The sequence below is a fragment of the Chitinophaga pollutisoli genome (assembly GCF_038396755.1).
Taxonomy (GTDB): domain Bacteria; phylum Bacteroidota; class Bacteroidia; order Chitinophagales; family Chitinophagaceae; genus Chitinophaga; species Chitinophaga pollutisoli.
In genome coordinates this window covers 3,436,971-3,463,825 of sequence record NZ_CP149822.1, presented here as the reverse complement: position 1 = coordinate 3,463,825, position 26,855 = coordinate 3,436,971, and the positions used below count along the sequence as shown (strand labels likewise).

At 53.5% G+C, this 26,855-nt stretch carries 23 protein-coding genes; 11 read left to right on the top strand and 12 right to left on the bottom strand.

All coding sequences use genetic code 11. From position 1 onward, the window contains the following. Nucleotides 1-419: 419 nt before the first annotated feature. Together WJU16_RS14465 and WJU16_RS14460 are read right to left on the bottom strand one after the other, a co-directional pair. Entirely contained in the window at nucleotides 420-1,268 is an 849-nt protein-coding gene (locus tag WJU16_RS14465; protein ID WP_298711613.1) for a tetratricopeptide repeat protein, read from the bottom strand. 28 nt (nucleotides 1,269-1,296) lie between these two features. Then, nucleotides 1,297-1,584, bottom strand: a complete 288-nt coding sequence (locus WJU16_RS14460) for an HU family DNA-binding protein (protein ID WP_029464490.1) — start codon at nucleotides 1,582-1,584, stop codon at nucleotides 1,297-1,299. Nucleotides 1,585-1,818: 234 nt separating this feature from the next. Here WJU16_RS14460 and mutY point away from each other — a divergent pair, with 234 nt between their 5' ends. From mutY to WJU16_RS14430, 6 genes are all read left to right on the top strand, one after another. Beyond that, nucleotides 1,819-2,868: an A/G-specific adenine glycosylase gene (mutY, locus tag WJU16_RS14455; RefSeq protein WP_341834200.1), complete on the top strand. Its 1,050-nt coding sequence runs from the start codon at nucleotides 1,819-1,821 to the stop codon at nucleotides 2,866-2,868. A gap of 165 nt (nucleotides 2,869-3,033) precedes the next feature. After that, a complete protein-coding gene (locus WJU16_RS14450) occupies nucleotides 3,034-3,510 on the top strand; it encodes a single-stranded DNA-binding protein (RefSeq protein WP_341834199.1) in 477 nt (158 codons plus the stop codon). Between the two features lie 155 nt (nucleotides 3,511-3,665). Beyond that, nucleotides 3,666-5,000 carry a gliding motility-associated protein GldE gene (gldE, locus tag WJU16_RS14445; protein WP_341834198.1) on the top strand — a complete coding sequence of 445 codons (1,335 nt, stop codon included), beginning with the start codon at nucleotides 3,666-3,668 and terminating at the stop codon, nucleotides 4,998-5,000. Further along, complete coding sequence (gene gldD, locus WJU16_RS14440) at nucleotides 5,000-5,593, top strand: gliding motility lipoprotein GldD (RefSeq protein WP_341834197.1); 594 nt, start codon at nucleotides 5,000-5,002, stop codon at nucleotides 5,591-5,593. Before gldE ends, gldD begins: the two co-directional genes overlap by 1 nt. A 7-nt stretch (nucleotides 5,594-5,600) precedes the next feature. Beyond that, nucleotides 5,601-6,179, top strand: coding sequence for a DUF3109 family protein (locus WJU16_RS14435; protein ID WP_341834196.1), 579 nt, complete (start codon nucleotides 5,601-5,603; stop codon nucleotides 6,177-6,179). A 92-nt stretch (nucleotides 6,180-6,271) separates the two neighbouring features. Beyond that, nucleotides 6,272-7,651: a LutB/LldF family L-lactate oxidation iron-sulfur protein gene (locus WJU16_RS14430; protein ID WP_341834195.1), complete on the top strand. Its 1,380-nt coding sequence runs from the start codon at nucleotides 6,272-6,274 to the stop codon at nucleotides 7,649-7,651. 52 nt (nucleotides 7,652-7,703) lie between these two features. On the opposite strand, the gene WJU16_RS14425 is transcribed toward WJU16_RS14430, so the two are convergent. The 7 genes from WJU16_RS14425 to WJU16_RS14395 all read right to left on the bottom strand — a co-directional run bounded on the left by WJU16_RS14425 (nucleotide 7,704) and on the right by WJU16_RS14395 (nucleotide 18,029). Continuing rightward, the gene (locus tag WJU16_RS14425) at nucleotides 7,704-9,137 is read right to left on the bottom strand and encodes a carboxypeptidase-like regulatory domain-containing protein (protein ID WP_341834194.1); all 1,434 of its coding nucleotides are present in this window, start codon (nucleotides 9,135-9,137) and stop codon (nucleotides 7,704-7,706) included. Beyond that, on the bottom strand, nucleotides 9,138-9,707 hold the full coding sequence (locus tag WJU16_RS14420) for a sigma-70 family RNA polymerase sigma factor (protein ID WP_341834193.1): 570 nt from the start codon (nucleotides 9,705-9,707) through the stop codon (nucleotides 9,138-9,140). Nucleotides 9,708-10,123: 416 nt separating this feature from the next. Continuing rightward, on the bottom strand, nucleotides 10,124-11,641 hold the full coding sequence (gene purH, locus WJU16_RS14415) for a bifunctional phosphoribosylaminoimidazolecarboxamide formyltransferase/IMP cyclohydrolase (RefSeq protein ID WP_341834192.1): 1,518 nt from the start codon (nucleotides 11,639-11,641) through the stop codon (nucleotides 10,124-10,126). A gap of 12 nt (nucleotides 11,642-11,653) precedes the next feature. Continuing rightward, complete coding sequence (locus WJU16_RS14410; protein ID WP_341834191.1) at nucleotides 11,654-13,693, bottom strand: ComEC/Rec2 family competence protein; 2,040 nt, start codon at nucleotides 13,691-13,693, stop codon at nucleotides 11,654-11,656. A gap of 140 nt (nucleotides 13,694-13,833) precedes the next feature. Next, the gene (gene carB, locus WJU16_RS14405) at nucleotides 13,834-16,650 is read right to left on the bottom strand and encodes a carbamoyl-phosphate synthase large subunit (RefSeq protein WP_341834190.1); all 2,817 of its coding nucleotides are present in this window, start codon (nucleotides 16,648-16,650) and stop codon (nucleotides 13,834-13,836) included. Between the two features lie 172 nt (nucleotides 16,651-16,822). After that, nucleotides 16,823-17,254, bottom strand: coding sequence for a hypothetical protein (locus tag WJU16_RS14400; RefSeq protein ID WP_341834189.1), 432 nt, complete (start codon nucleotides 17,252-17,254; stop codon nucleotides 16,823-16,825). 241 nt (nucleotides 17,255-17,495) lie between these two features. After that, the gene (locus WJU16_RS14395; protein WP_341834188.1) at nucleotides 17,496-18,029 is read right to left on the bottom strand and encodes a helix-turn-helix domain-containing protein; all 534 of its coding nucleotides are present in this window, start codon (nucleotides 18,027-18,029) and stop codon (nucleotides 17,496-17,498) included. Between the two features lie 164 nt (nucleotides 18,030-18,193). On the opposite strand from WJU16_RS14395, the gene WJU16_RS14390 reads away from it, so the two are divergent. The 5 genes from WJU16_RS14390 (at nucleotide 18,194) to acs (ending at nucleotide 24,628) form a co-directional block, all read left to right on the top strand. Continuing rightward, nucleotides 18,194-18,439 carry a hypothetical protein gene (locus WJU16_RS14390; protein ID WP_341834187.1) on the top strand — a complete coding sequence of 82 codons (246 nt, stop codon included), beginning with the start codon at nucleotides 18,194-18,196 and terminating at the stop codon, nucleotides 18,437-18,439. Between the two features lie 95 nt (nucleotides 18,440-18,534). Continuing rightward, a complete protein-coding gene (locus WJU16_RS14385) occupies nucleotides 18,535-18,819 on the top strand; it encodes a hypothetical protein (protein WP_341834186.1) in 285 nt (94 codons plus the stop codon). 113 nt (nucleotides 18,820-18,932) lie between these two features. Beyond that, entirely contained in the window at nucleotides 18,933-21,350 is a 2,418-nt protein-coding gene (locus WJU16_RS14380) for a mechanosensitive ion channel domain-containing protein (RefSeq protein ID WP_341834185.1), read from the top strand. Nucleotides 21,351-21,404: 54 nt separating this feature from the next. Beyond that, a complete protein-coding gene (locus tag WJU16_RS14375; protein ID WP_341834184.1) occupies nucleotides 21,405-22,547 on the top strand; it encodes a tetratricopeptide repeat protein in 1,143 nt (380 codons plus the stop codon). A 167-nt stretch (nucleotides 22,548-22,714) separates the two neighbouring features. Beyond that, nucleotides 22,715-24,628 (top strand): acetate--CoA ligase, encoded by a 1,914-nt coding sequence (gene acs / locus WJU16_RS14370; RefSeq protein ID WP_341834183.1) that lies wholly within the window; start codon nucleotides 22,715-22,717, stop codon nucleotides 24,626-24,628. A gap of 78 nt (nucleotides 24,629-24,706) precedes the next feature. On the opposite strand, the gene WJU16_RS14365 is transcribed toward acs, so the two are convergent. From WJU16_RS14365 to WJU16_RS14355, 3 genes are all read right to left on the bottom strand, one after another. Continuing rightward, nucleotides 24,707-25,261: a L,D-transpeptidase gene (locus WJU16_RS14365; RefSeq protein ID WP_341834182.1), complete on the bottom strand. Its 555-nt coding sequence runs from the start codon at nucleotides 25,259-25,261 to the stop codon at nucleotides 24,707-24,709. A 203-nt stretch (nucleotides 25,262-25,464) separates the two neighbouring features. Beyond that, nucleotides 25,465-25,797 carry a hypothetical protein gene (locus WJU16_RS14360; RefSeq protein ID WP_341834181.1) on the bottom strand — a complete coding sequence of 111 codons (333 nt, stop codon included), beginning with the start codon at nucleotides 25,795-25,797 and terminating at the stop codon, nucleotides 25,465-25,467. Between the two features lie 121 nt (nucleotides 25,798-25,918). Further along, nucleotides 25,919-26,854, bottom strand: a complete 936-nt coding sequence (locus WJU16_RS14355) for an outer membrane beta-barrel protein (RefSeq protein WP_341834180.1) — start codon at nucleotides 26,852-26,854, stop codon at nucleotides 25,919-25,921. Nucleotide 26,855 lies beyond the last annotated feature (1 nt).

Genomic DNA, 26,855 nt, shown 5'->3' with positions numbered 1-26,855 from the left:
CACTTTAGTGCCACCCTCCTGGTGCTCTGTTTGGGTTGACAAGGGGGTACAGCATTCCCAAGATGTAGCCGTTGGTTAGCGGCGGTTACATGTAGAGAGAGGATTGCAAAGGGTTCAGTGATATACAGGTATCCGTGGTGTCTGCGAGGCCGAACTTACGTAAACAACCTGCATGACACTAGCAATTTAACGATTAATGCTAACATCATGCAGGATTGCATTAAAAAATTTATCGCGCAGCCCCTCCGGCTATCTATATCTGAAGTATAAATGGCGGGGAAACAGGAGAATTATTTCTTGCCTTTCTTGTGGCGGTTCTTTCTCAGTCTTTTTTTACGCTTGTGGGTTGCGATTTTATGTCTCTTTCTTTTCTTTCCGCAGGGCATACGCTTGTAATTTTTTTAATGTTTTATGAAATACTATTTAATACTTTTTATGTATCCGTCGATCTCGGCCGCCAATGCGGGATCCTTGATCAGCTTGCGGCACTGCCGGAGCAGTTCCACGGCTTTGTCGTTTTCGCCCTGGCTCTGATGGGCAACCGCCTTCAGGAAGAGCGCTTTGGGTTCGTCGGGCGTGCGTTCGAGGACTTTATCCATCCGCTCGATCGCTTTATCGAACTGTCCGGATTTGATGGAGAAGTTGGCCAGGGTAAGCTGGGCGTCCAGGAAATCCGGGTTTTTCTCTGCCACTTCGCGGAGGAGGCCGATGCCTTTCATGGGCTCGCCGGTATAATCCACGAGGAGGGCTCCTTTTCTGAGTTTCAGTGTATCGTTGCCGGGTTCCAGGGCTATAGCCCGGTCGAGCAGGTCGATCGCGGATGAAACTTCCCACAACTGTACCGCGGGGTCCTGTGTGTGTGAAAGGTGATCCAAAAATAAATTGGCTGCAAAGGTGAGGTTTTTTCCGGAATTTTCCAACTTGGCTGCTTCTCCGGCATAATGGGCGGCAATGGGGAGTTCGTTGAGGCCGTCCCAGATCAGGTAGAGCTGGCGATATGCGTTGAGCTGCTGCGTCTGCACGTCGCCGCGCACCACAGCATTCTCCAGCCGGGAGATCTCTCCCAGCTTTTCGGCCGGAACACGTTCCTTGGCCTTCAGCAATATGTCCTTGAAATCCGCTGGCTTAGCGGCATTTCCTTGTGGCATCGCCATACCGGTAGCGGCATGGTCGTGATCATGCACTTTCGGCGAAATTCGGCCGAACGCAAATAAAGCGATAACTGCGGCAACACCGAGGCCAATCAGCAATAGTTGATTTCTTTGCACCCTATTCCAATGTTAGTCGGATGCGAAGTTATGAACTTTTAAGCTTCTTTACCTCTGCAACAAATTCTTTCGACGGTTTAAACGCCGGAATGTAATGCTCGGGGATCTCCACGGCCACATTCTTCTTGATGTTGCGCCCGATCTTGGCAGCCCTTTTCTTAGTGATGAAACTGCCAAATCCGCGGATGTAGATATGCTCGCCATTAGCTAACGCCTCCTTCACTTCCTTGAACATGGCTTCGAGTGTTACTAACACATCTACTTTCGGGATGCCGGTTTTTTCAGCAATGTTGTTAATCAAATCAGCTTTTCTCATAATGAAGCGGAGGATTACTTGTTTTCAAAGTTAAATAAAAAATTTTAATCGCTCTATTTTCAAGCAAATAAAATTTAATATTTTTTTATATAGATAGCAGGTTATAAAAATACGTTTATTTGCGTTCTTTTCCAACCCGTAAATCATTGCAATACAATACCGATAAAGGTTTCGGGAAGGCGAATATATACAAACCAATCGACATATATAAATTATTTTGTCCAAATGACCGATATGAAGCAATTTTTTACCGCGGGTATACTTGCCTGGAATGAGCTCCATAACGACCGGTCCATGCCCTGGAAAAAGGAAAAAGACCCCTACCGCATCTGGCTCTCCGAAATCATCCTCCAGCAAACCCGCGTCGAACAAGGCCGCCCTTATTACGAACGCTTCATCGCCGCCTATCCCGCCATCACCGACCTCGCCGCCGCACCCGACGAGGAAGTCTTCCGGCTCTGGCAAGGCCTCGGCTACTACGCCCGCTGCAAAAACATGCTTGCCGCCGCCAGAACCGTAGCGCAACAACACCAGGGCCGCTTCCCCGACACCTACGAAGGCATCACCGCACTCAAAGGCGTTGGCGCATACACCGCCGCCGCCATAGCGTCGTTCGCATACAACCTCCCGCACGCCGTGCTCGACGGCAACGTATACCGCGTTCTGGCGCGGTTCTTCGGTATCGATACACCCACGGATACTACCGCGGGCAAAAAACTTTTCACTCAACTCGCCCAGGATGTACTCCCAGGGCAACAGGCCGGCACTTATAATCAGGCGATCATGGACTTCGGGGCCGTCGTCTGCAAACCTCAGACGCCACTCTGCAAATCTTGCCGGCTCTCTTCTCAATGCGAAGCTTTTCAAAAAGGATTAACAGACCTCGTTCCTGTAAAATCCAAAAAATTACGCATAAAAAAAAGATATTTCTATTATTTATTGTCTGGCAACGGATCGCTGCGGTACGTCCGCAAGCGGACCGGTAAAGATATCTGGCAGAACCTCCACGAGTTCCCCATGATAGAAACCCCAGCCCCCGTAACCGACGCCGAGCTCCTCTCCCTCCCCGCCTTCCGCGCCCTGGCCGGCCCGGGGAACATCCGCATCGAAAGCGCCTCCCCCGAGAAAAAACAGCAGCTCACGCATCAAACCATCCACGCCCGCTTCCTCCGCATCGGCCCCGAAACCGAGGTTTTGCCGCCCGAAGGCTTCCGCGCCGTATCCGCAGCCGAGCTCGACCGCCTCGCTTTCCCCAAGATAATTGTGGACTTTCTCAAAGGGTGATGAGCCACCCCCACTCCGGTACCATTCATTTATAACGACTTATATAATATAATCGTGCGTGCCCGCGAGAAATTTTTGTGTTCCCGATTGGAAAAAACATTAACTTTAATAAGGTTGACCGTGAGATGATTTTTTAAACATAGGACAGAATTAAAACCTACAATTATGAGAGGTGTTAATAAAGTAATCCTGATTGGCAATCTTGGCAGAGACCCCGATGTTCAGTTCCTGGAAGGTAACATAGCAGTGGCAAAATTCTCACTGGCCACTACGGAAACTTTCAAAGACCGCGCCGGCAAGCTGATTTCCCAGACAGAATGGCACACAGTCGTGCTCTGGAGAGGACTGGCAGAGCTGGCCCAAAAATATCTCCACAAAGGTAGCCTCGTCTATATCGAAGGCCGCCTCCGTACCCGCAGCTGGGAAGACAAGGAGGGCAACAAGAAATTCGCCACCGAAGTGGTAGGCGATAACCTCGTGATGCTCGACAAGCGGATGGATGTCGGAAACGGCGACCACGCCGTCCACCACGGCTCCGGATCTTCCACCAGCGGCCAGCAGGGCCCCGGCCACCACGGCGAAGGATACCCCGGCATCGAAATCCCCCCCATGGGCGAAGCCGCGGACGATCTTCCATTCTAGAAAACCCTCCCTGGCAAGGCCCGCTCCTTTTCCTTGCCGTTACGGGACATTCTTTATATTTGCACGCGGGAAAGCGATTCACCTCTCCAAGACCTGAATTACTTTCCCCTTATTTTTGACCAAAGCTCAACATATTGGCTTATTTTTCGGCTAGCATGCTACCGTTACTGAATGTTTTCCTGCAAAACCCGGCGCCGGCCGCCGCCCCTGATGTGAATGTCCTGGTGTTTCTGCTGGTCATTTTCATGCTCCTTCTCCTGACCTTCATCGTGTCCGGAGCCGAAGTAGCGTTCTTTTCGCTGAATTACAAAGACCTCAACGTGCTCAAAACCCGGCAAAACAACGCCGGCCGCATGATCACGCGGTTGCTGGAGAAACCCAAATCCCTGCTGGCATCCCTCCAGATCGCCAACATCCTTTTCAACATCGCCTTCATCTTCATCTCCAATTACCTGATTTACCAGGTGGAGTCGCTCCAGGAACTGGCCGTGGTTTCCTTCGTCGTCCGCATCGCCATCATCACCCTGGTGCTCCTCTTCTTCGGACAGATCCTCCCGCGCGTGTGGGCCACCCAAAACAACATGCGCTTCGCCACCTACTTCGCCTGGCTCGTACATCTCATACACGCCACCCTCGAACCGGTGAGCAATTTCTTCGTCAACCTCAGCGAAAGCATCGAGGCCCGCCTCTTCCACCGCAACTCCCGCCCCATCAACTACCGCGAAATCGATGAAGTGATCGAAATGAGCGTGGAACCCGGCGCTTCCCAGGAAGAAAAAAATATCGTGCGCGGCATCCTCAAATTCGGCAACATCGCTGTCAAACAGATCATGCGCACCCGCCTCGACGTGAACGGCCTCGAATACGACCTCCCCTTCAGCGAAGTCACCAAACACGTCGCCGAACTCCATTACTCCCGGCTCCCGGTGTATAAAAACAACCTCGACACCATCGTGGGCGTCATACATACCAAAGACCTCCTCCAGCACCTCGGGAAAGGCGATAATTTCGACTGGCACGAAGTCATGCGCCAGCCCTTTTTCGTGCACGAGCATAAACTCATCGAAGACCTCCTCAACGAGTTCCAGACCCGCCACATGCACTTCGCCGTAGTAGTCGACGAATTCGGCGGCACCTCCGGCATCGTCACCCTCGAAGACATCATGGAAGAAGTAATCGGGGATATCAAAGACGAGTTCGACGAAGAAGAATTCAACTACAATAAAGTCAACGACCACACCTACGTGTTCGAAGGCAAAACCATGCTGAACGACGTTTGCCGCATCCTCAACATCGCGCCCGACACCTTCGAGCAGGTGAAAGGCGAAAGCGATTCGATCGGCGGCCTCATCCTGGAACTTTCCGGCAAATTCCCGGAAGAAAACTCCGTGATCAGCTACGGCAACTTCGATTTCACCATCCTGGAAGTCACCAAAATGCGCATCCAGAAAGTACAGGTCAGCATCAAATCAGACATCGAAACGGAATAATGAAACGCCTCCTCCCGCTCCTGATCCTCGCTTTCAGCTTCACCGCCTGCCAGCAACAAGGGCATACGCCCAAGCCCAGGGGATACTTCCGGATCGACCTTCCCGAAAAGCAATACCAGCTATTCGACCGCCCCGGCTACCCTTACACCTTCGAATATCCCGTGTACGCCAATGTGGTCAAGGATTCCCTGTTTTTCGGGGAAGACACCGAAAATCCCTGGTGGATCAACCTCGAATTCCCCGAATTCAACGGTAAAATTTACATGAGCTACAAGCAGGTCGGCGGAAAAAACGCCCTCGACAAGCTTGTGAATGACGCATTCAAACTCACCTACAAACATACGTACAAAGCGGAATCCATTGAAGAAGAGGCGATTACGCTGCCAAATGGCGTTTCCGGCCTGTTTTACCAGGTGGCGGGCAATGCCGCTTCCGCCAAACAATTCTTCGTCACCGATTCCAGCAACCATTTTTTGCGCGGAGCGTTGTATTTTTACGCCCAGCCCAATGCCGACTCCCTGGCACCGGTTACCCGGTTCGTGGAGGAAGACATGCGGCATCTCGTAAATACTTTGAAATGGAGACCAAACTGAGCGAAAGATGATAGTGATAGATGACAAATACATCAGCGATGATGTGGTCGAAAAAAATTTTGTATGCAACCTGAACGCCTGTAAAGGCGCATGCTGCGTTGCGGGTGATTGCGGCGCGCCACTCGAGGAATCCGAACTGGAAACCCTCCGCCGCATTTACCCTTCCATCAAACCGTATCTCCGGGAAGAAGGCATCCGCGAGCTCGAAGCCACCGGCCTCCATACCTGGGACGATGAGCACGGCCATGTTACGCCCATCATCAACGGCGCGATCTGCGCCTATGCAGATATCGACGAACACGGCCACGTGGGCTGCGGGATAGAAAAAGCCTGGAAAGCCGGCGCCACCGATTACCGGAAGCCTATCTCCTGCCACCTCTACCCCATCCGCATTACCAAATACGAATCCTTCGAAGCCGTTAATTACGACAAATGGAGCATCTGCAAACCCGCCTGCAAACTGGGCAACCAGCTACAGGTTCCGGTTTACAAATTCCTCAAAGAAGCCATCGTCCGGAAGTATGGAGAAGAATTTTATACCGTCCTGGATACCATCGCAACAGGACAGTACAGGGAAGATGAATGAATATTTGATAGCATCTTTGCAAGGACCTGTACAATAGGCTCAATCTTTGCGTAACCGGTCCATCCGTGGACAATTTGACTATCTTTACAATCATGAATAAAACGGCCAGCACATTTCTCAATGAAAGTGAAGTAAAAGCGGCGGATCTCGGCCACCGCAATACGATCAATTTCAACATCGGCAAATACAACACCGCGGTAAAAAACGGCAAGAAACAGTTTGCCGATATTACCACCGCCCGCGAACGGGCGAAGAACGTGAAATGGCGCGCCATAGAGAATCTTGACAAGTACCTGGAGGAGTTTGAAATGAATTTCATCCGCAGGGGCGGGAAGGTGATCTGGGCGGAAACGGCGGAACAGGCCAGGGAAGAAATCCTCGCCATCTGCAAGGCCAAAAACTGCAGATCCGTGGTGAAGAGCAAATCCATGGCCACGGAAGAAATCCATCTCAACGACTTCCTGCAAGAACATAATATCGAAAGCGTGGAAACGGACCTCGGCGAATACATCCAGCAGCTGGATGAAGAGCCGCCGTACCACATCGTGACGCCCGCCATGCACAAGAGCGCCCAGGATGTGGCGGACCTCTTCCACAACAAGCTTGGCACTCCCACCACGCTGACGCCCGAGCAACTCACGCTCGTGGCCCGCGACAAGCTCCGCCAGAAATACCTCGAAGCGGAAGTAGGCATCACCGGCGCCAATTTCGTAATCGCAGACATCGGCGGCGTAGCCGTTACCGAGAACGAAGGCAACGCCCGCCTCACCACCTCTTTCCCCAAAACGCACATCGTGCTCGTGGGTATCGAGAAAGTACTGCCTTCCATAACCGATCTCGCTCTCTTCTGGCCCCTGCTCGCCACTTACGGCACCGGCCAGCAGATCACTTCCTACAATTCTGTATTTTCCGGCCCGCGCCAGGAAGGGGAAACCGACGGTCCCGACGAGATGTACATCATCTTCCTCGACAATGGCCGCACCAACTTGCTGAAAGACGTGGAAGCCCGCGAGGCGCTCTATTGCATCCGCTGCGGCTCCTGCCTCAACGCCTGCCCGGTGTACAAAAACATCGGCGGCCATACTTACAAAACCACCTACAGCGGCCCTATCGGTTCTGTAATCACCCCGCACCTCAAAGGCGTGGGCGAATACATGCACCTCAGCTACGCTTCCTCGCTGTGCGGCAACTGTACGGAAGTATGCCCCGTGCGCATCAACCTGCACGAACTGCTGCTGCATAACCGGCATAAAGCCGTGGAAGAGCACCATACCGGCGGCGGCGAAAAAATCGGCTGGTTCGGCTGGAAACAGGCCTGTCTCAGCAGAAGGATGATGAACATCGTGGGTGGGAAAACCAAAAACCTCGTTATCGGCAAACTGTTCGGCAGCGCCTGGGGCGACGATGAGCGCGGATTACCCATCTTTGCACCCAAATCTTTCAACCAGCTCTGGAAGGAAAGAAGGAAATAAAGATTTATTGCTTACATGATAGAAGGGAAGGCCGGCAGTTTGCCGGTCTTTTTTATTGCCCGGGGATAAGCTTCACCGGCACCATAATCTCCGCTTTCCCTTTGCGGCCTTTCACCGGCAACCATTTAGGCCCCTGTTCCACGCGCTTCACCGCCGCTTCGCCCGCGGCGGGATGGAAGGGTTTCATGGCTTTGACGTTGTGCAGCGTACTATCCGGGTGCACGGTAAACGTTACGCGCACTTCGCCGGAGCGTTCTTCCCCAAGCCCTGCGACGGGCACAGGGGGCAGGGCTTCCAGGTAATGGCGGTAAGCCGTGTAACCGAGGCCCGGTTGCGGAACAGCACGGCTGCTCCCTCTGGCGACAACGACCGTTTCGGACAACGCGTTGTTATCGGCTGGAAGGTAAATATTGAAGTTGCTTTTATCCAGCGGCACATTCACGACGGTGTGCTGGTAACCGATCATAGACACATCGATGCTCGTGCGGGCGCCGGCGTTAACGGTGATGGCGAACTGGCCGGAGCTATCTGTCACTACGCGTTTATTGGAGGAGCGTTCATGCACGATGGCGCCGCCCATGATTTCGCCGGTAGTGGCGTCAAGCACTTTGCCGCTGATCAGCCGGATATCGTGCGCTTCGTGATGGGAAGCGTATTTCGATTCCACACCGGCGACTTTACCCTGTATCATCGTAGCGGGCTCTTCGCTCCTTTTCGCCAGGGCCGATGGTTTGCGGCCGATGTAGACGGTATCTGCGTTGAAGGGGGCGGATTTATTCTTCGCAATGCCTTCCGTACCGCTAAGTGTTTTTGCGTCCGCGTTGGGTTTCCCGGTTCCGCGGATCATGATTTGTGCAGGAGGCGGCGGAGGTGGTGCGGCAGCGGGCGCGGCGGCTACGACGGCGGGTGCATCGGGTTCGGCAACCGACGTGGTTTCCTCCTTACGCCGTTCTTCCGAACGTGCCAGGTTTGCATTCCCTGATGCGGTCTTGCTTTCCCTCGGTTGGGCGGAAGGTGTTTCCGCTGGAGCGTCGGATTCGGCGCTCATGACGGCCTGGGTGGATTCCGGGGCCTGGGGAGCGGCTGCGGGCATGGGCCGTACAAGCGCGGTGTCCAGCTGTTTCTGCGGGACCGGGAGCTCCTGTGCCACCTCTTTATCGGTAGGTCGGCGGATGAGAAACAGGGCGGATATCGAGATGAGGAGCAATATGCCGGCGGCGGCCAGCCAGCGACGGTCGAGGCGGCGAACCGTACCGGTGCGTAGGGCCGGTTGGGCAGCTCTCTGCTGCAGGCGGGCGCGAAGGTCGGCCAGTTCGGGTTCGCGGGAACGGGGGCTTTTGCCGTATCCTTCCAGCGCTTCGGCCAGGAAGGGGTCTTCCAGGGCCTGGCGCTCGAGGGCGTGCATCGTCTGATCGTCCAGCTCACCCGCCAGGTACCGGCGGATCAGGTCCGCAGTGGGCTCGATATGTTTTCTCGGCGTTGCCATTTATTTTTTCTCCATACAGATCTTCAGATTACGCTTCCCGTTCTGTATGTAGCTCTTTACTTTGTTCATGTCGTAGCCGGTGATTTCGGCTACTTCGCGATAACTTTTTTCCTGCAGATAAAACAGGTCGACGCTTTTCTTCTGTTCGTCGGGCAGTTTTTCCATGCAGCGTTCCATGGCCTGGAGGTTGTCTTCCAGCCCGTTTCCATTATCCGGATGAAAAAAAGGCCCCGATTCCACAAATCCTTCCTCGTCCATCGTCACGATTCTGCCACGGCTGCCCGCCGCGCGGAGCTTCATGAGGCAGTGATTCCTGGCTAAAACGTGCAGCCAGCCCCTAAAGCTTTGAATTTCATGCTGTTTCACTTTAGCAATCAACTCCTCGAATATCTGCATGACGGCGTCTTTGGCGCTGTCGTCGTCCAGGTATTTGAGGCAAATACCGTATACGAGGTCCATATACCGTTCATATAGGGCCGCCAATACCTCCAATTGTCCGGTTTCTTTGTACTCCCGGACCAGTGCGGCGTCATCGGCTTCCTTCCTAGTATGTTGCTGTAAAAAGGGCATTTGCTTGGGGCAATAGTACAAAATTATTGGTGCCCGTGATCATATCCCCCGGGAAATTCCAAGGTTGTTTCGCCGGGAATTCCTTGGTTATGCGATAGTATGATAGTAACCCTGCTGCAGGGATATCTTACCCATATCTTACCCTTGTCCCACCCATATCCCACCCATAAGCTACCCTTATAAGGAGGTAATACATGGGTAAGATATGGGTGGGATAAAGGTGGGATATATGTACATTTTCCCCGCTATATCCTTGCAGGGAGTTAGTATCAGATAGACTGCGGTCTTGGACTTGCCGGGTTTGGCAAGCATGCTTGGGAATAATAAGAGCTTACCCGGATGCGCAAGGGCCGGCAAATAGCAAAGGCCGCCCTGAATAGGCGGCCTTTTGCGTATGAAGATATTTAGCTTCCGGATTAGTGGCGGAAATGGCGCATGCCGGTCACGATCATCACCATGCCATTTTCTTTGGCGAAGTTGATGGAATCGGCGTCGCGGATGGAACCGCCGGGCTGGATAACCGCGTTGATGCCTTCGGCGTGGGCGATGCGCACGCAATCATCGAAGGGGAAGAACGCGTCGGAAGCCATAGCGGCGCCTTGCAGGCTGAAGTTGAATTGCTTCGCTTTTTCGATGGCATGGCGAAGCGCATCGATACGGGAGGTCTGGCCGCAGCCTTTACCTACGAGCTGACGGTCTTTCACCAGTGCGATGGCGTTAGATTTCAGGTGTTTGCAAACGATGTTGGCAAACTCCAGGTCGGCGCGTTGTGCGTCGGTGGCGGGTTGAGCGCCGGTATCGTTCCATTCTTTGTAGCTGCCTGCGTCGTTGTCCTGCACAAGCACACCGCCGAGCACATTTTTGAACATGCTGGGGGTTTTCAGGGGTTGTTTCTGCAGGAGGAGGATGCGGTTCTTCTTGGCCTGGAGGATTTCCAGGGCTGCGGGCTCAAAGCCGGGGGCGATGAGGATTTCGAAGAAGATTTCGTTGATGGATTGCGCCGTAGCGGCGTCTACCACCTTGTTGCAGGCGAGTACGCCGCCGAATGCGGATTCCTTGTCGCCGGCGAGGGCTGCTTCCCATGCTTCCGAAAGGGTGGCCCGGCTGGCGATGCCGCACACGTTGGTGTGTTTGATTACGGCGAAGGTGGTTTCAGTGAATTCGGCGATCAGCTGAACGGCTGCGTCCACGTCTACCAGGTTGTTATAGGAAAGCTCCTTGCCGTGGAGCTTTTCTAACAGATCGTTGAGATTGCCGTAGAAAACGCCCTTCTGGTGGGGGTTTTCGCCGTAGCGGCAAACCTGGCCCAGGGGGGCCGACAGCTGGAAGTAATCCTTCTGCTCTTCGTTACGCATCCACCAGGAAGCGATGGCCACATCGTAATGGGCGCATACTTCGAACGCTTTGGCGGCGAAACCGCGGCGCTGATCGAGCGTGGTGGCGCCTTTGCCTTCCACCAGCACCTGCTCAAGCGCACCATACTGGTCTTTGGATGCCACGATCACCACGTCTTTATAGTTTTTGCCGGCAGCACGGATGAGGGAAACGCCGCCAATATCGATCTTCTCGATGATGGACTGCTCTTCGGTCGTGCTTTTCACGGTTTCTTCGAAGGGGTAGAGATCTACGATTACGAGGTCGATCTCGGGGATCTCGTACTGGGCGAGTTGCTCCAGGTCCTGGGGGTTCTCCCTGCGGGCGAGGATGCCACCAAATACTTTCGGGTGAAGGGTTTTCACGCGGCCGCCGAGGATGGACGGATACGCGGTCAGGTCTTCCACCGCTACGCATTTCACACCGAGATCCTCGATGAACTTCTGCGTTCCGCCGGTGGAATAAATGGTTACGCCCTGCTGGCCCAATGCTTTGACGATACTCTCCAGGTTGTCCTTATAGAACACGGAGATCAAAGCGGATTTGATTTGCTTCTGCATGCACAGTTTTAATTAGAGATTTACAACTAAGGCCCCTTCGTCAGGAACCGAAAAGTTGCGCAAAGTTAGTTCGTTACACGCATTTTTCCATTCCTGTAACCGGAAAGGCGGCAACGAAGCGTCAAAAATCAATAACTCATATGTAAAATATTCCTCCAACCGACTGATATTGACATTCGCTTTATGTGACAATAAAATATAATCGATTTTAATTTTTACGGGAGGCGGCTTAGCGGGGAGCTTGCTGTCGAGGATCAAAAGGCGCTTCCCGCCCAGGCACATCAATCTACGCGGCGGGGTCAACGAAAAGGAGCGCAAATTCCAATACCATTCCGCGCCCTGCAAGGCATTAACGGATGGCACCGTGCTGTCTCCATACCAAAAACTGTCCCTTCCTTCCACATACCCCACCACTGTGGCTTTCGGAACATTCAGGATAACGAAGCGCCGCTGCGCGGAGGACTTTATCTTCTCGAAGGCGTGCATCGCCGACCACGCTGCCATCAATACCCCCATTCCCAGGAACCACCGCCGGCTTTTCAGAAGCCCCGCTGCAACGGCCGCCACGATAACCCCATATAACACGCAGGTTTCCGCGAGCGTGATCCGGATGTGGCTCCAAACTGCGCCCGGCAGATCGCCCAGCCAGGCGATCACGATGTTCATCCCTTCTATCCCCCACCCCAGGGCCCATCCCACCCATTCTGCGCCCGCATCCCACCACGAAACCGCCATGAGCAGCAATTCCCCGTACAGCAACAGCGTGCTCCACGGCACGGCTACCAGGTTGGCCGGCAGGAAGTACACCGGGAACTGACGGAAATAATACAGGCAAACGGGCAACGTGAACGCCTGGGCCGCCAGCGAAACGGCGGCCAGTTGCCAGATTTTGTCGAGCCAGGACCAGGGTGGCGCCCAACAGCAATAAAGCGGACGGTAACAAATTTGTATACCCGCCACTGCGAAAAACGACAACTGAAATCCGGCGTCTCCCAGGAACCGGGGATTTGCCGCCAGCAGTAAAAATGCCGCCGCCGCGAGATTATTGTGAGACGATACATGCCGGCTGATCAGGAAACTCCCCGCCGCGATCGCGGTAAACATCACGGCTGAACGAAGTACAGACGCGGAAGCCCCGGTGAGCAGGGAGAAAAACCACAACACCCCGACCAGCAACAGCGCGCGCAAAACATTGGGCCATCGCCGGTTCGGCAGCCATCGCAACAGCTGAACGCCTCCCAGGTAGATCAATCCCAGGTGGAGGCCGGAGATCGCGATAATGTGGACCACGCCGGTATTCGTATAGTCACGAACAACTTCGGCATCGAGATGCGCGCGATACCCTACCAGCAAGGCTTCCGCAATGCCCGCGCGCTCCTTTCCGGGAATGTGGCGCTGCAGCGTGCGCAACGTATACGCATGCGCATTGTGCAGCCATTGTTCCATGACCGAAAAACCGTTTCCCGGCAGGCGCTGCCATTGGGCATCCGACAGAAACGCGCGGTGAAACAGTCCTTTCCTTTCGCAGTACGCCGTGTAATCGTACGCGCCGGGGTTGCCCGCATTGCGAATCGGTTCCGCCCGGGCGCGGGCGAAGATTCTCTTACCGGCGGCAATTCCCGGGTCCGACGCGAAATACACGATGATATTGCCTTTCGCGGATCTCATTTCACCCGCTTTCCCCACGCTTTCGATCCGGCATTCGGCTTTCCAGGAGCGGCTCCTCGGTTGGGGATCCTCCGTCAGCACCAGCACCATGTTCAACGAGTCGCCGCCCAGATGCCCCACCCACTGCGGGCTCCGGCGAATATCCGTTACGGCGGGCATCATCATTCCCACACAAAAAATCATTCCCGACACGCCCGCTCCCTGCACATGCCGCACCGCGAAACGAGCACGCAACGGCAACACTGCTGGTAGCAACCAGCATGGCAGGCAGATCGTCATGAGCATCCACGGCATCAGCGGGAAGTAAGTTCCGGCGAAAGCGCCTGCAGCCAGGAACGGTAACAGGCGCAGAAAAGGAGCCGCTTTCCAGGTTTGGTTTTTCATTTGGTTACAAACAATGGTCGATGGCAATTTAAACTGTCATGGGGAATCGGACAAATCGGAAATCTCCGAAAACCGGAGATTGCAAGCACAAAAAAACCGCACCATTTGACTGGTGCGGTTGCAGTTATTTTCACATGACCCTATTTGCTGAGGTGCATGCTTCTTTCCTTGTAAAGCGTCCGGAAGTAAGGGTCGCGGAGGTCTTTGATGAAACGGATGGCTTCGCCGGTAGACTTCATCTCGGGGCCCAGTTCCTTGTTCACACCCGGGAACTTGTTAAAGGAGAACACCGGTTCCTTGATCGCGTAACCCGTGAGGTTCTTATTGATCGTGAAGTCGGTGAGCTTGTTCACGCCAAGCATCACTTTGGTGGCGATGTTGAGGTACGGCACCTGGTATGCCTTTGCGATGAATGGCGTGGTGCGGGAAGCGCGGGGATTCGCTTCGATCACGAACACGTTGCCATCTTTAATCGCAAACTGGATGTTGATCAGGCCGCGGATATCGAGCGCGCGGGCGATCTTCTCGGCGTAATATTCCATCGTGGTCACGACCATACCGCTGAGGTTGAACGCAGGCAGCACGGCGTTGGAGTCTCCGGAGTGGATACCGGCGGGCTCGATGTGTTCCATCACGCCCATCACATGGAAATTCTCCCCGTCGAAGATCGCGTCGATCTCGGCTTCCTGGCAGCGGTCCAGGAAGTGGTCGATGAGGATTTTATTGCCGGGCAGGTGTTTCAACAGGCTGAGCACCGATTGCTCCAGTTCTTCTTCGTTGATCACGATCCGCATGCGCTGTCCGCCGAGTACGTACGACGGGCGCACGAGCACGGGGTATCCTACTTCCTTGGCCACGTCGATGGCGTCGTCGGTATTATATGCGGTACCGTATTTGGGATACGGGATGCCGAGATCTTTCAACAGGTCGGAGAAACGGCCGCGGTCCTCAGCGATGTCCATATTGTCGAAAGACGTGCCGATGATGCGGATGCCTTTCTCGGTGAGGCGTTTGGCGAGCTTCAGCGCGGTTTGTCCGCCCAGCTGCACAATTACGCCTTCGGGTTTTTCCAGTTCGATGATTTCCCAGAGGTGCTCCCAGTACACGGGCTCGAAATACAGCTTGTCGGCCATATCGAAGTCGGTGGACACGGTTTCGGGGTTACAGTTCACCATGATGGCTTCGTACCCTGCTTCCTGGATGGCCTGGAGGCCGTGGGTGCAGCAGTAGTCGAACTCGATGCCCTGGCCGATACGGTTGGGGCCGGATCCGAGTACGATCACTTTCTTCCTGTCGGAGGGGATGGATTCGTTTTCGGTATCGAAAGTGGAGTAGAAGTAAGGTGTTTTCGCTTCGAACTCCGCGGCGCAGGTATCCACCATTTTATAGGTGCGGGTGATACCGGCGGCTTTGCGTTTTTCGTACACTTCTTCTTCTTCGCAGTTGGTGAAGATGAGGGCAAGCTGTTTGTCGGAGAAGCCCATTTGTTTGGCTTCGCGCAGCATGTGCAGGGGTACGGAGTCGAGATCGTGTTCGACCAGTTGTTTTTCCAGGGTCACGATGTCGTTGATCTGGTGGAGGAACCAGCGATCGATCTGGGTGGCCTGGTGGATGGATTTTACGGAAACGCCTTCCATGAGGGCGTCTTTGATGCGGAAGATACGGTCCCAGGTAGGGCGCTTCAGTTTTTCCAGCAATGCGTCGCTCTTCATGAGGGATTTGCCGTAGTAGCCGAGGCCGACAGCGTCGTTTTCGAGCGACTGGCAGGCTTTCTGGATGGCTTCGGTGAAGGTGCGGCCGATGGACATTACCTCACCTACGGATTTCATCTGGAGACCGAGGGTATCGTCGGCGCCTTTGAACTTATCGAAGTTCCAGCGCGGCATTTTAACTATGACGTAGTCGAGCGCGGGCTCGAAGTAGGCGGAGGTGGTGCGGGTGATCTGATTTTCCAGTTCGTCGAGTGAGTATCCGATGGCGAGTTTGGAAGCGATCTTCGCGATGGGGTAGCCGGTTGCTTTGGAAGCGAGGGCGGAGGAGCGGGAAACGCGGGGATTGATTTCGATGGCGATGAGCTCTTCGTTCTCGGGGTTCATTGCGAACTGCACGTTACAACCGCCGGCGAAGTTGCCAAGGTCGCGCATCATCATGATGGCTTTATTGCGCATATCCTGGAACGCCGTATCGGAAAGCGTCATGGCCGGGGCCACGGTGATGGAATCGCCGGTATGCACGCCCATGGGGTCGAGGTTCTCTACCGTACAGATGATCACCACGTTATCGTTCATATCACGCAGGAGCTCCAGTTCGTATTCCTTCCAGCCGAGTACTGCTTTTTCCACGAGTACTTCGTGAACGGGGGAGGCTTTCAGGCCGCGGTCGAGCTTTTCGTCGAGCTCGTCCTTATCGTGCACGAAACCGCCGCCGGTGCCACCGAGGGTGAAGCTGGGGCGGATAACGAGGGGGAATCCGATTTCCTGGGCAAATTCCTTGCCTTCAAGGAGGGAGTTGGCGGTGCGGGCGGGCGCCACGGGAATGCCGATCCGGATCATCCACTGGCGGAACTGCTCACGGTCTTCAGCTTTGTCGATTGCTTTGATATCCACCCCGATGAGGCGCACGTTGAACTTCTCCCAGATACCCAGCTCATCCACTTCTTTACAGAGGTTGAGTGCCGTCTGGCCACCCATGGTGGGAAGTACCGCGTCGATATCGTTCTCTTCCAGGATCTGCTCAATACTTTCGACGGTGAGCGGCAACAGATAAACCTTGTCGGCCATCATGGGGTCGGTCATGATCGTGGCCGGATTGGAGTTGATGAGTATTACCTTGATCCCTTCTTCCCGCAGGGAGCGGGCCGCCTGGGAGCCGGAATAGTCAAATTCGCAAGCCTGACCGATAATAATGGGACCGGAACCGATAATGAGGACCGATTTGATTGATGTGTCTTTGGGCATCTTCGTTATTAGCTGTTTTTAATGAAAAACCATCCGACTTTCCATGCGTTTTAAACGCACAAAAAAATCGTGCAAAATTAAGGGAATAATTGTTTTTTCCCTTCAAAAAATATCAGATGCCGCGTAAAATTTCTCGATAGCGATTTATTTTATATGTGAAAAAAGGGAAAGATTACTCCGGCAGCGTGGCATACACGTATACCAGCTTCCACTGCCCGTCGGTTTTCTGGAACTCAAAATCTTCCATGGTGGCTGCATCTTCAGAAATCATGGACTTGTCGTCCTCGCTCAGATCGCGGCGGGATTTCAGAAGTCCGTACTTGTTGATGAAGCTGTCGCGCGCGGGCATGTCGAGGTAATTGCTGAAGAAAACCGCGAATTCCTGGGCGCCAACGGTGGAAACAGCCGTATCCGAGAGGCTTTTTTTAACGACGAGGGGAAATTCAATGTACTTTGATACGGCGGGATAATCTTTCTTCATGATCGCCGCGTGAACTTTTTTCCAGAACATTTCAAATTCTTTCACTTCGGGTGCGGATGCCTGTTGCGCTTTCCCCACCAATAGGATGAGGCACATGGCCAGGACGGATAGGCAGTGTTTCATAGTGCAAGGGATAGGTTCGTTTTATAAATATAGGATTGCTAATATATATAAAACTGACGTTTTTTTCCTCATCGCGGAGAAAAATTTCCCGATTCGCAATATTCAAGTAACACTGCGTCAATACTTTTGCAGGGTAATTAGCTATAGAATTCGTTCTGATTTGTTAACAACAAGCCCTCAAGTTCCTTACCTGTGAAGACCCTGGAGATGCCGTTGCCAATAGCTGCGGCATCCTTTTTTATCAGGAAGCGGCGGAAACGATCTCCCGGAGCCGGGCGATTTCGAGGAGGGCCTGGTTGTAATCTTCCAGCAGTTTGTAGTATTTGTCTTTCCAGGTTTCGGAGTCGGCCAGTTCAGCGCCGCCATCTTCCGCACTGCCGCCGATAAATTCTTTCTGGCTGATTTCCAGCACCTGGCAGACTTTCTTCAATTGATCCGGGGTAAAAACGGGTTTTTCAAGCAGGTTGTAGAGCGCCCTCCTGCTAAGGGCCATCCTGTTGGCGAGGCGCGTCTTGTTCAGGCCTTTTTCCTCGATCATTTCATCGAGCCTGCGGCCGTGGTGAAGATCCTGCGCCGGCAAGGGGAGCGAACGGCGCGGGTGCGTCCATCCGTAAAATTCATCCAAACTAATGCCCAACATTGTGCAGAACTCCAGCAGGGTGGATCGCTTGATGGCCTCCTTTCGGAAATAATAATGCGCGATCTGGTTGCTGAAATCGGCCTGCCTGGCGAAGTCCAGGATCTTCATGCCCTTGTCGCGAACGATCTGCTTCAACCGCGCTCCTTCATGAATTATATTTTTTGAAACCGACTCCAATGTAAATACTTTTTGTTATACTTGTAATCATTGTCAATGTAAAAAGTGATACCAACAATATCAATATAACATTTTTATTGACAATTTGTGCCAAGTTCAGTCAAAATGATAAATTTTTTCGCATGGAAACTACGCCAATTTCATCCCACAACCTGTTGGTATACCTGCACAGCGAGCTGGTGCAGTTGCCAAAAACGTTCCGGGATCACGTTTGTAGAGAATGCGGGTGGAGCAACGCTACCTTTTACCGGAAGGCAAAAGGCGCTTACCCGATCAGCAACGCCGAGAGAGACAAAATCCTATCCGTAGGTGACAAACTGCTGAAAAACGTCTCCAGCGTGAGCAACCGCTTCAAAAGCAGCCGTTAACCACAGGTTACCCGTTTTCCGCCCGGGCCAGGAACCGTCGAGCAATAACCCTCCGCCGCCCGCGGAACCATTGTAAACACCCAAAAAAGAGAGCCATGCCGTTTCAGTTTCAACCAACATGTATTAAAGATCAGCCGATCTATTCCACCATTTCCCGATTCCTGAACGATCTCCACCGCCAGGAAGGCCGGAATATCTCTCACGTGACCGTCACCGTTCACGGCAGCCCGTCGCACTTCGTGCCCGGACGCGATATCCACCAGCTGGAAGTAACCCGCACAAAGGGTTACAACACGCTCGCCTACCAGGAAATGACGCTGGAATCGCCGGTTAACAACATGGTGATGATGATCGCGCATTCACCGGAACCGATCCGCTGATCAACCGTTATCAACGATTTGCACAACTATCAGGGCCTGCGGGCCCTTTTTTATGCCCGGAAATGAACCGTTGCATCAACATTTCAGTTAACTTCCAATAACAACCCTCCGGCATGATCACCCGTATTTACGCGCTTCTCTGCTGCCTGCTGCTCTCCGCCGCAGCCAGCGCCCAATCTTCCAAAACGCCCATCGCCCCCGATGCCCGGCAAAAAACCTCCGACACCGTGGTGACAGACGCCGTGGAGCGCGTGGAAAATATCACCAAAATGCTCAACCGGGTTAACAACACCCTTCGCCGCGGATTCGATACCACCGAAATATCCGCCGAGCTCCCCGAATCAGAACGCCTCGTCAAAAACCTCCACGCCGGCATCCTCGCCAATCCCCGGCTCCTCAACATCCGGTCGCTATATGCTCTTCAGGTCATCCTCCTCGAAATGGAACAGACCCACAACCGCTGGCAACAGTCGCTGTCGACCTACAGCCGCGCTGTCACCGATATGTCCGCCGAAATCAACAACATCCTCCACGACACGGTGCTGGAACGCCTCCCAAAAGATCCCGGTCTGCAATCGCTGTACGTCAACCAGCTGTCGCAACTCAACCGCAAATGGCTCCAGGCCGATACGGCCAACCGCAACAGCCTCCTGCGTATCGGGCTGCTCCAGAACCGCGTGGCCATGAATTACATCGCCATCACCGATATGCTCGACGAAGTGGACTTCAAGCTCAAAAACGCCCAGCAGCATATCTGGGGCCGCGAAGAGAAAAACCTCTGGGACGCCCGGCCGGGAGATTATGAAAACAACTTCCCGCAGGTGTTGGAGGGTTCCATCCAGGCCACGCACCGCGTTTTCCGGTTTTACCTGCGGTACAACTGGGACGTCCATCTCCTCAACCTCGCGCTGTTCGTCGCGTATTTCGGCTGGCTGGTCGCCAGTATTCACCGCATCAAAAAATACCACCACGATAAAAAAGGCATTTTCGGCAATACGCGTTACGCCGCCAGGCAGCCACTCCTCACTTCGCTCATCTTCGTCTTCACGGTGGGGCCTTTCCTGTACACGAACCCGCCGATCATTTTCATGGTGATATTGTGGACCGTGCTGGCCGTGTGCGTGGGCTTGCTGCAAACGCGCGAAATGCCTGTATGGATGCGCTGGCAATGGGGGATCATGTTGTCGGTGTACCTGGGTTACGCACTGCTTAACCTTTTGTTGCAGAATTCTTTCCTGGAAAGATGGGCGCAATTTTTCCTGCAGGTGGCCATGCTGCTGGTGTGCTGGTTTTTCCTCCGGAAACAGGAACAGGAAAGCGCCTATAACTGGCCGAAATATACGCGGCTGGTAGTCTATCTCGCCATGGGGATGTTCATCGCCGCGATGCTGACCAATCTTTTCGGCCGCGTGATGCTCGCCAAGTTCTTCGGTATAAGCGCCGTGTTCGGGCTCATTTCCGCGCAGGCGCTCGTTGTGCTCGTGCAATTGCTTTTCGAAACATTTTACCTTCATCTCGAAGCCAGCAAATCCAACAGCCGCTTCGCCGCCTTCCTCGATTTCAACCGCATCCGCGAAAGCCTCCGCTCCACGCTGTACCTGCTGGCTGCGGTAGCGTGGTTCGTTATTTTGCTGCGCAACCTCAATATCTACAGCATCATCCGCGACGAAGTGTTGCTTTTCCTGGAAGCGGAACGCAAGCTCGGCAACACCACGTTCAGCTTTTCGAGCATTTTTATTTTCGTGGCGGTGATCTGGATCTCGTTCCAGATCAGTAAGGTGATGATGTTCATCTTCGGGCACCAGGACGATTCGGGCTCGGTGAAGAAGAACCGCTGGAACAGCGCGGTTTTGCTCATCCGGCTGGGTGTGCTGGGCGCTGGGATTTTACTGGCGTTCACAGCGTCGGGGATCCCGATGGACAAGCTTACCATCATCATCGGCGCACTGAGCGTGGGCATCGGTTTCGGTTTGCAGAACATTGTGAACAACCTCGTGTCGGGCGTAATACTGGCTTTCGAAAAGCCGGTGGAAATCGGGGATGTGGTGGACATCGGCACGCAGAGCGGTACGGTCAAGGAGATCGGCATCCGCGCCAGCAAGATCGCCACGGTGGAGGGCTCGGTGGTGATCGTTCCGAACGGCGACCTGCTTTCCCAACACATCACCAACTGGACGCTGACTACCCAGCTGAAACGCAGCGAGCTCATCGTGGGCGTGGCTTACGGCTCCGATCTGAAGCAAGCGCAGGCCCTGCTGGAAGCGGCGGTAAAGGCGCAAGAAGCGATTCAGCAATACCCCGCGCCGCTGGTCGTTATTCATTTGCTGAACGACAGCTCCGTGGACTTCCGGGTGTTGTTCTGGACGGATATCAATGTGGGGCTGACGGTGAAATCCGATCTGCTGCGCACGATTTACGATTCGCTCAACAGTCACGGGATCGAAATACCTTTCCCCCAGCAGGACGTGCATATCCGCGGCGAAGCGCCTCCTCCCGCAGATGCCGCATCCCTCCCTCCATCCCAACCCTGAAACTTTAATTTTTAGTTATCAACTAAATTCTTAGTTTTAGCAAAAATCCACGAAATGCGAATCCCACTTATGCTCCTGTTTGTGCTGTTTTGCGGCGGCATATCCGCGCAGGATAAAGTTGACAACGATTTACTGATGGGCTACCTCCAGCACCAGCAATACGAGGAGGTGATCCGGTATATGGAACAAACCGTTAAGCCGCAGCATCCCAACGGGCTGGTGATTCTCGCCAATGCATATTACCAAAATGCGCAGTTGACGGAAGCGGCTCACTTCTACAAAACCATCCTTACTATCGCGCCCGATCATGTTACCGCGCATCAGCAACTGGGAAATATAGCGGTACAGGCGCAGCAATATGCCACTGCGATCGTCCATTTTCAGCGCCTCGTGGAATTGCGGCCGGACAATGCCGCCTGCTGGAAGCAGCTGGCCCGCGCCTGTTCAAATGTGACGGGCATGCAAGACTCTGCCTCGGTTTATATGGAGAAGGCTTACGCCATTCAGCCCAACGATCCGGCCGTGGTGATTTTTCTCGCGGACGATTGCATGGATAAAGAAGCTTACCTCCGGGCCGACAGCCTGTTGAAAAAATACCATCAGACCGACAGCTCGAATATTATTGTCAATACGAAGCTGGTGAAATCCTCGTACCTCCTCAACCGGTTCCCGGAGGCGCTGGTATATGGCCGCCAGATCATGGAACAGCGGGCATTTGCGCCGGTAGCGTACAGTTACCTCGCCGGCACTTATTACCGGATGAAGCTATACGACAGCTGCGTGCGGGTGCATGATTTTATGGTGGAGCTGTTGGGGGAAGCGCCGGAATTCGTAAAGTATTATGCGGCGTTGTCGTATGGAGAGATGAAACAATACGAAAAGAGCAACGCGCTTTTGCAGGAGTGCATTGATATGGCGAAATCCAAATCGCTGGATAACTATTACGCGGCGATGGCGGGAAATTTCGAGAAGATGAAAAATTACCGTGCGGCGATCAGCCACTACGACACGGCGCATTATTTGTTCAAACAGCCGATGCGGCAATATGGGATCGCGGTGATTTACGACCAGCATATGCAGGATCCGCAAAAGGCCCGAAAGCACTACCAGCTTTACCTGAAAAGCGCGAAGCCGGAAACGAAAAACGAAACTGAAATCCACACTTACGTAAAGGAGCGTGTCAAAACCCTTCAGTAGCAAGGGTTCCATGATATTTCAAACGCCCGGTGGTTGCGCCGGGCGTTTGTCGTTATTGAATCAATTCCAATGATATTTAGCCATTATTTGATATTGTTCAAACTTAATTGATTAAATTTAAGGCCCGTTAAAAAAACTGTTATAAACATTTTAATCTATCTGGTATCATGTCGTACCCGTACCAACTCAAGAGTTTTGACGATTATAAGCAGGCCTGGCAGCACAGTGTAACCGATCCTGAAGGATTCTGGGCCAATGTGGCGGATCATTTTTATTGGCGCCGCAAGTGGGATAAAGTGCTGGAATGGGATTTCAAGCAACCGGAAGTAAAATGGTTTACCGGGGCGAAGATGAATATTACGGAGAACTGCCTGGACCGCCACCTCGGCACTTTGGGTAATCAGCCCGCCATCATCTGGGAGCCCAACGATCCGGAAGAGCGCCACCGCGTACTTACTTACCGTGAATTGTACAATAAGGTTTGCCAGTTCGCCAATGTGCTGAAGAATAACGGCGTGAAGAAAGGCGACCGCATTTGTATTTATATGGGGATGATTCCCGAACTGGCCATCGCCGTGCTGGCCTGCGCGCGCATCGGCGCCATCCACTCGGTGGTGTTCGGAGGCTTCAGCGCCCAGTCGATCGCCGACCGTATCCAGGACGCGCAGGCGAGCCTGGTGATCACTTGCGACGGGGCTTTCCGCGGCGCGAAAGACATCCCGCTCAAATCCGTGATCGACGATGCCCTGATGGCATGCCCTTCCGTGAAAAAAGTGATCGTCTGCACCCGCACCCGCACGCCCGTGAGCATGCTCAAAGGCCGCGACGTTTGGTGGGAAGATGAAATCAAAGCCGTGGAAACGCAAGGCAACCCGCCCGTTCCTGCTGAAGAAATGGATGCGGAAGACATGCTCTTCATTCTCTACACCTCCGGCTCCACCGGCAAGCCCAAAGGCGTGGTGCACACCTGCGCCGGCTACATGGTTTATGCGAACTACACATTCATCAATACTTTCCAGTACAAACCCGGCCAGGTATACTTCTGCACGGCCGACATCGGCTGGATCACCGGGCACTCCTACATCGTGTACGGCCCCCTCAGCGCAGGTGCCACTACACTCATGTTCGAAGGCGTTCCCACATATCCCGACGCCGGGCGCTTCTGGGATATCGTGGACAAATTCCGCGTGAACATCCTCTACACCGCTCCCACTGCCATCCGCAGCCTCATGGGCTTTGGCCTGGGACCTGTCAACCACAAAGACCTCAGCTCCCTCACCACCCTCGGAACCGTAGGCGAGCCCATCAACGAAGAAGCATGGCATTGGTATAAAGACCAGATCGGCAAAGGCAGATGCCCCATCACCGATACCTGGTGGCAAACCGAAACCGGTGGTGTGATGATTGCACCCATCGCAGGCATCACCCCCGAAAAACCCGGCTATGCCACGCTTCCGCTGCCCGGCATCCAACCCGTGCTAGTGGACGAAAACGGCCAGGAAATCACCGGTAATGGCGTGAACGGCAACCTCTGCATCAAATTCCCCTGGCCCGGCATGATCCGCACTACTTACGGCGACCATGAACGCTGCCGCACCACTTATTTCTCCACTTACGAAAACCTCTACTTCACCGGCGACGGCTGCCTCCGCGACGAAGACGGATATTACCGCATCACCGGTCGGGTCGACGATGTGCTCAACGTAAGCGGCCACCGCATCGGCACTGCCGAAGTGGAAAACGCGATCAATATGCACGCAGGTGTTGTGGAAAGCGCCGTGGTAGGGTACCCGCACGATATCAAAGGTCAGGGCATCTATGCTTTCGTGATCTCCGAGCTCCATGTCAAAGATCCCGAGCTTACGAAAAAAGATATCATGCAAACCGTGGCCCGCATCATCGGCCCCATCGCCAAACCCGATAAAATCCAGTTCGTTTCCGGCCTGCCGAAAACCCGGTCCGGCAAAATCATGCGCCGCATCCTCCGCAAAATCGCGGAAGGCGAGCTCGACAACCTCGGCGATACCACCACCCTGCTGGATCCTGCCGTGGTGGAGGAAATCAAGCGAAACAGAATTTAATTCTTAACACATACGAATGCAAAGAGGGATACCGTGGTATCCCTCTTCTTTTTTATATGGTCACATTTGGAGACTTGATTATTGCCGGATCACAACCGGCGTTCCTACTTTCACCACATTATAAATCTCATTCACATCGCCATTCTTGAGGCTGACGCAACCTAGCGTCCAGTTAATGCGGCGGTCCACATAAAAATCCCTGATGCCTGCGTTATATTCCACGCCGTGGATACCAATGCCCCCGCCAAGGCTCGCCCCCGAATTCACTTCCCCACGCGCCACACGGCGCTCGTGCTTTTCCACGGATTCGTGGTTGGGATAATCGAGCAGCATAAAACGGCTCCAACGGTTATCCATACGCTTCTGCGAAATGCGGAAAGTACCGTTGGGTGTGCGCTTGTCGCCTTCCACCCGCTTGTCGGACTGGTCGTTGCTGCCGAAAACGACTTTGTAAATTTTAATTAACGTAACATCCTCATACACATACATCCGGTAGTCGCTCTTGTCGATCAGCAGGAAAACTTTGTCCGCATCGATGCGGGAAGGATTCAGCCGAACGCTGTAGAGGTCGGAATTATTGTGCTCAAACGCAAAAAGCGGCAAAAGGACGATCAGACAGCAAATGCGCCACATGGATATACAGTCGGTTATTCAGTTTATGTAAGAAGATTAACGCGGGTATAAACCGAATATTGTGCAAACAAAAAAGAGCGCGGCCGGCGCTCTTGCAAGTGATTTATAATCAAAATCGATAACCCGTCCAGGAATTCCATCGAGATTGCCTGCAGGTTAACCCTGCCGGGGCGGCGGGCGCTTAAGAATTCAGCCGGGAACGATTACTGGAATAAAACGTTGGTTGCCATCACCTTTCGGTGGTTTTCAGGACTTTGCGTAGTGAGGAACACCGTGTCGGTTTTCACATACAGCACATGATAGTGATCTGTGACGAAAAGATTGTGGTCCCGGTACACGTGGAATACGCTATCGGGCATATATACCACTGCTTCCGAAGCGTCGGGGGCCGGCAGCGCTTTCGCACTTCCGGGTATGGCTACGGGGGATTTTTCGCCCTGAAGCGCCGGTTCAGGTGTGTCAGGTAATTTCAGATTACTCGCATGCATGGTCACAATGCCACCAACCACTGCAAGAAACATCAGGATAGAACGCATACTTCTCTACTTTTTGGGAGTTTTACTCGGTTTATAGGATATATCATTCGCCGGGTCGCTTTGCCATCTACCAGACGAAGCCAAGTTTCCGTGATCTAGAAAATCGGATCTAAAGTACAAATTAGAATCCGTTAAACCTAAAACCAACGGAAAATGGATACTGCTCCAGCCCGTAATCGTGAAGTGGGGTCAGGGCGAAATTGCTGTATAATTTGATGGGACCGTAACCAATTTCTCCGGTCAGCCCGAACCGCCATTTGTTCAGGCTAAACTCGTCGGTCAACCGTACCTTGCCTCTCTCTTCGCTCACTTGCTTGGTGCGTGCTTTCAACAGATATCCGCCCATTACGCCCGCGCTGAATTTAAATGAGCGGTTGGGCCGGGCAGGATTGGCTGTATAATTCAGCATCAATGGGACGGACAGATATTGTACAAACAACTTATTCTTGGAAAAGTTCACCGAATCCCGGATGATGGTGGTAGGATAACCCGGTATGTAGCTGATGTTGCGGGCAAACCGGTAATTATTCATTTCCAGGCCGGCAGCGTAAACGAGGTTGAGTTTATGTTTATAAAGATTGAGGCGCTGCATGATGATCCAGAGATTGAAGTTTACCGACTTCCCGGGGATCAGCTTGAATTCGGAGGGCGACAGCGGTTCACTGGCCATGCGGGGAGCGAAGCTGTTAAGTGCAGCGCCGGAGTAGTCGTAGCTTTTTCCGAAAGTTATACTCGCCTGTTTATTGTCCATATACCATCCTGAGGTATTGGCCGGGTGCAGCGACATGATCATTGCGCCGCCGTAATCGCTTTTATCGCGGTAGTTGTTGAATCCCAGGTCGAATACGAACCAGCGGGTATGGAGGTTCTTCTTGAGTTTCTGGCGGGCGTAGGCAGTGTCCTGGTAGGCTCTGAACACATTTTTCCCGTCGGCGTTCCTGCCTTTGATGATCACCAGTCCCTTGATCTGAATGGTGTCGATCGCTGCCGGCTTCTGTGCGAAGACGGCGGCGGAAACGAATACCAGTAAGCAACTGAGTAAAATTTTACATTTCATA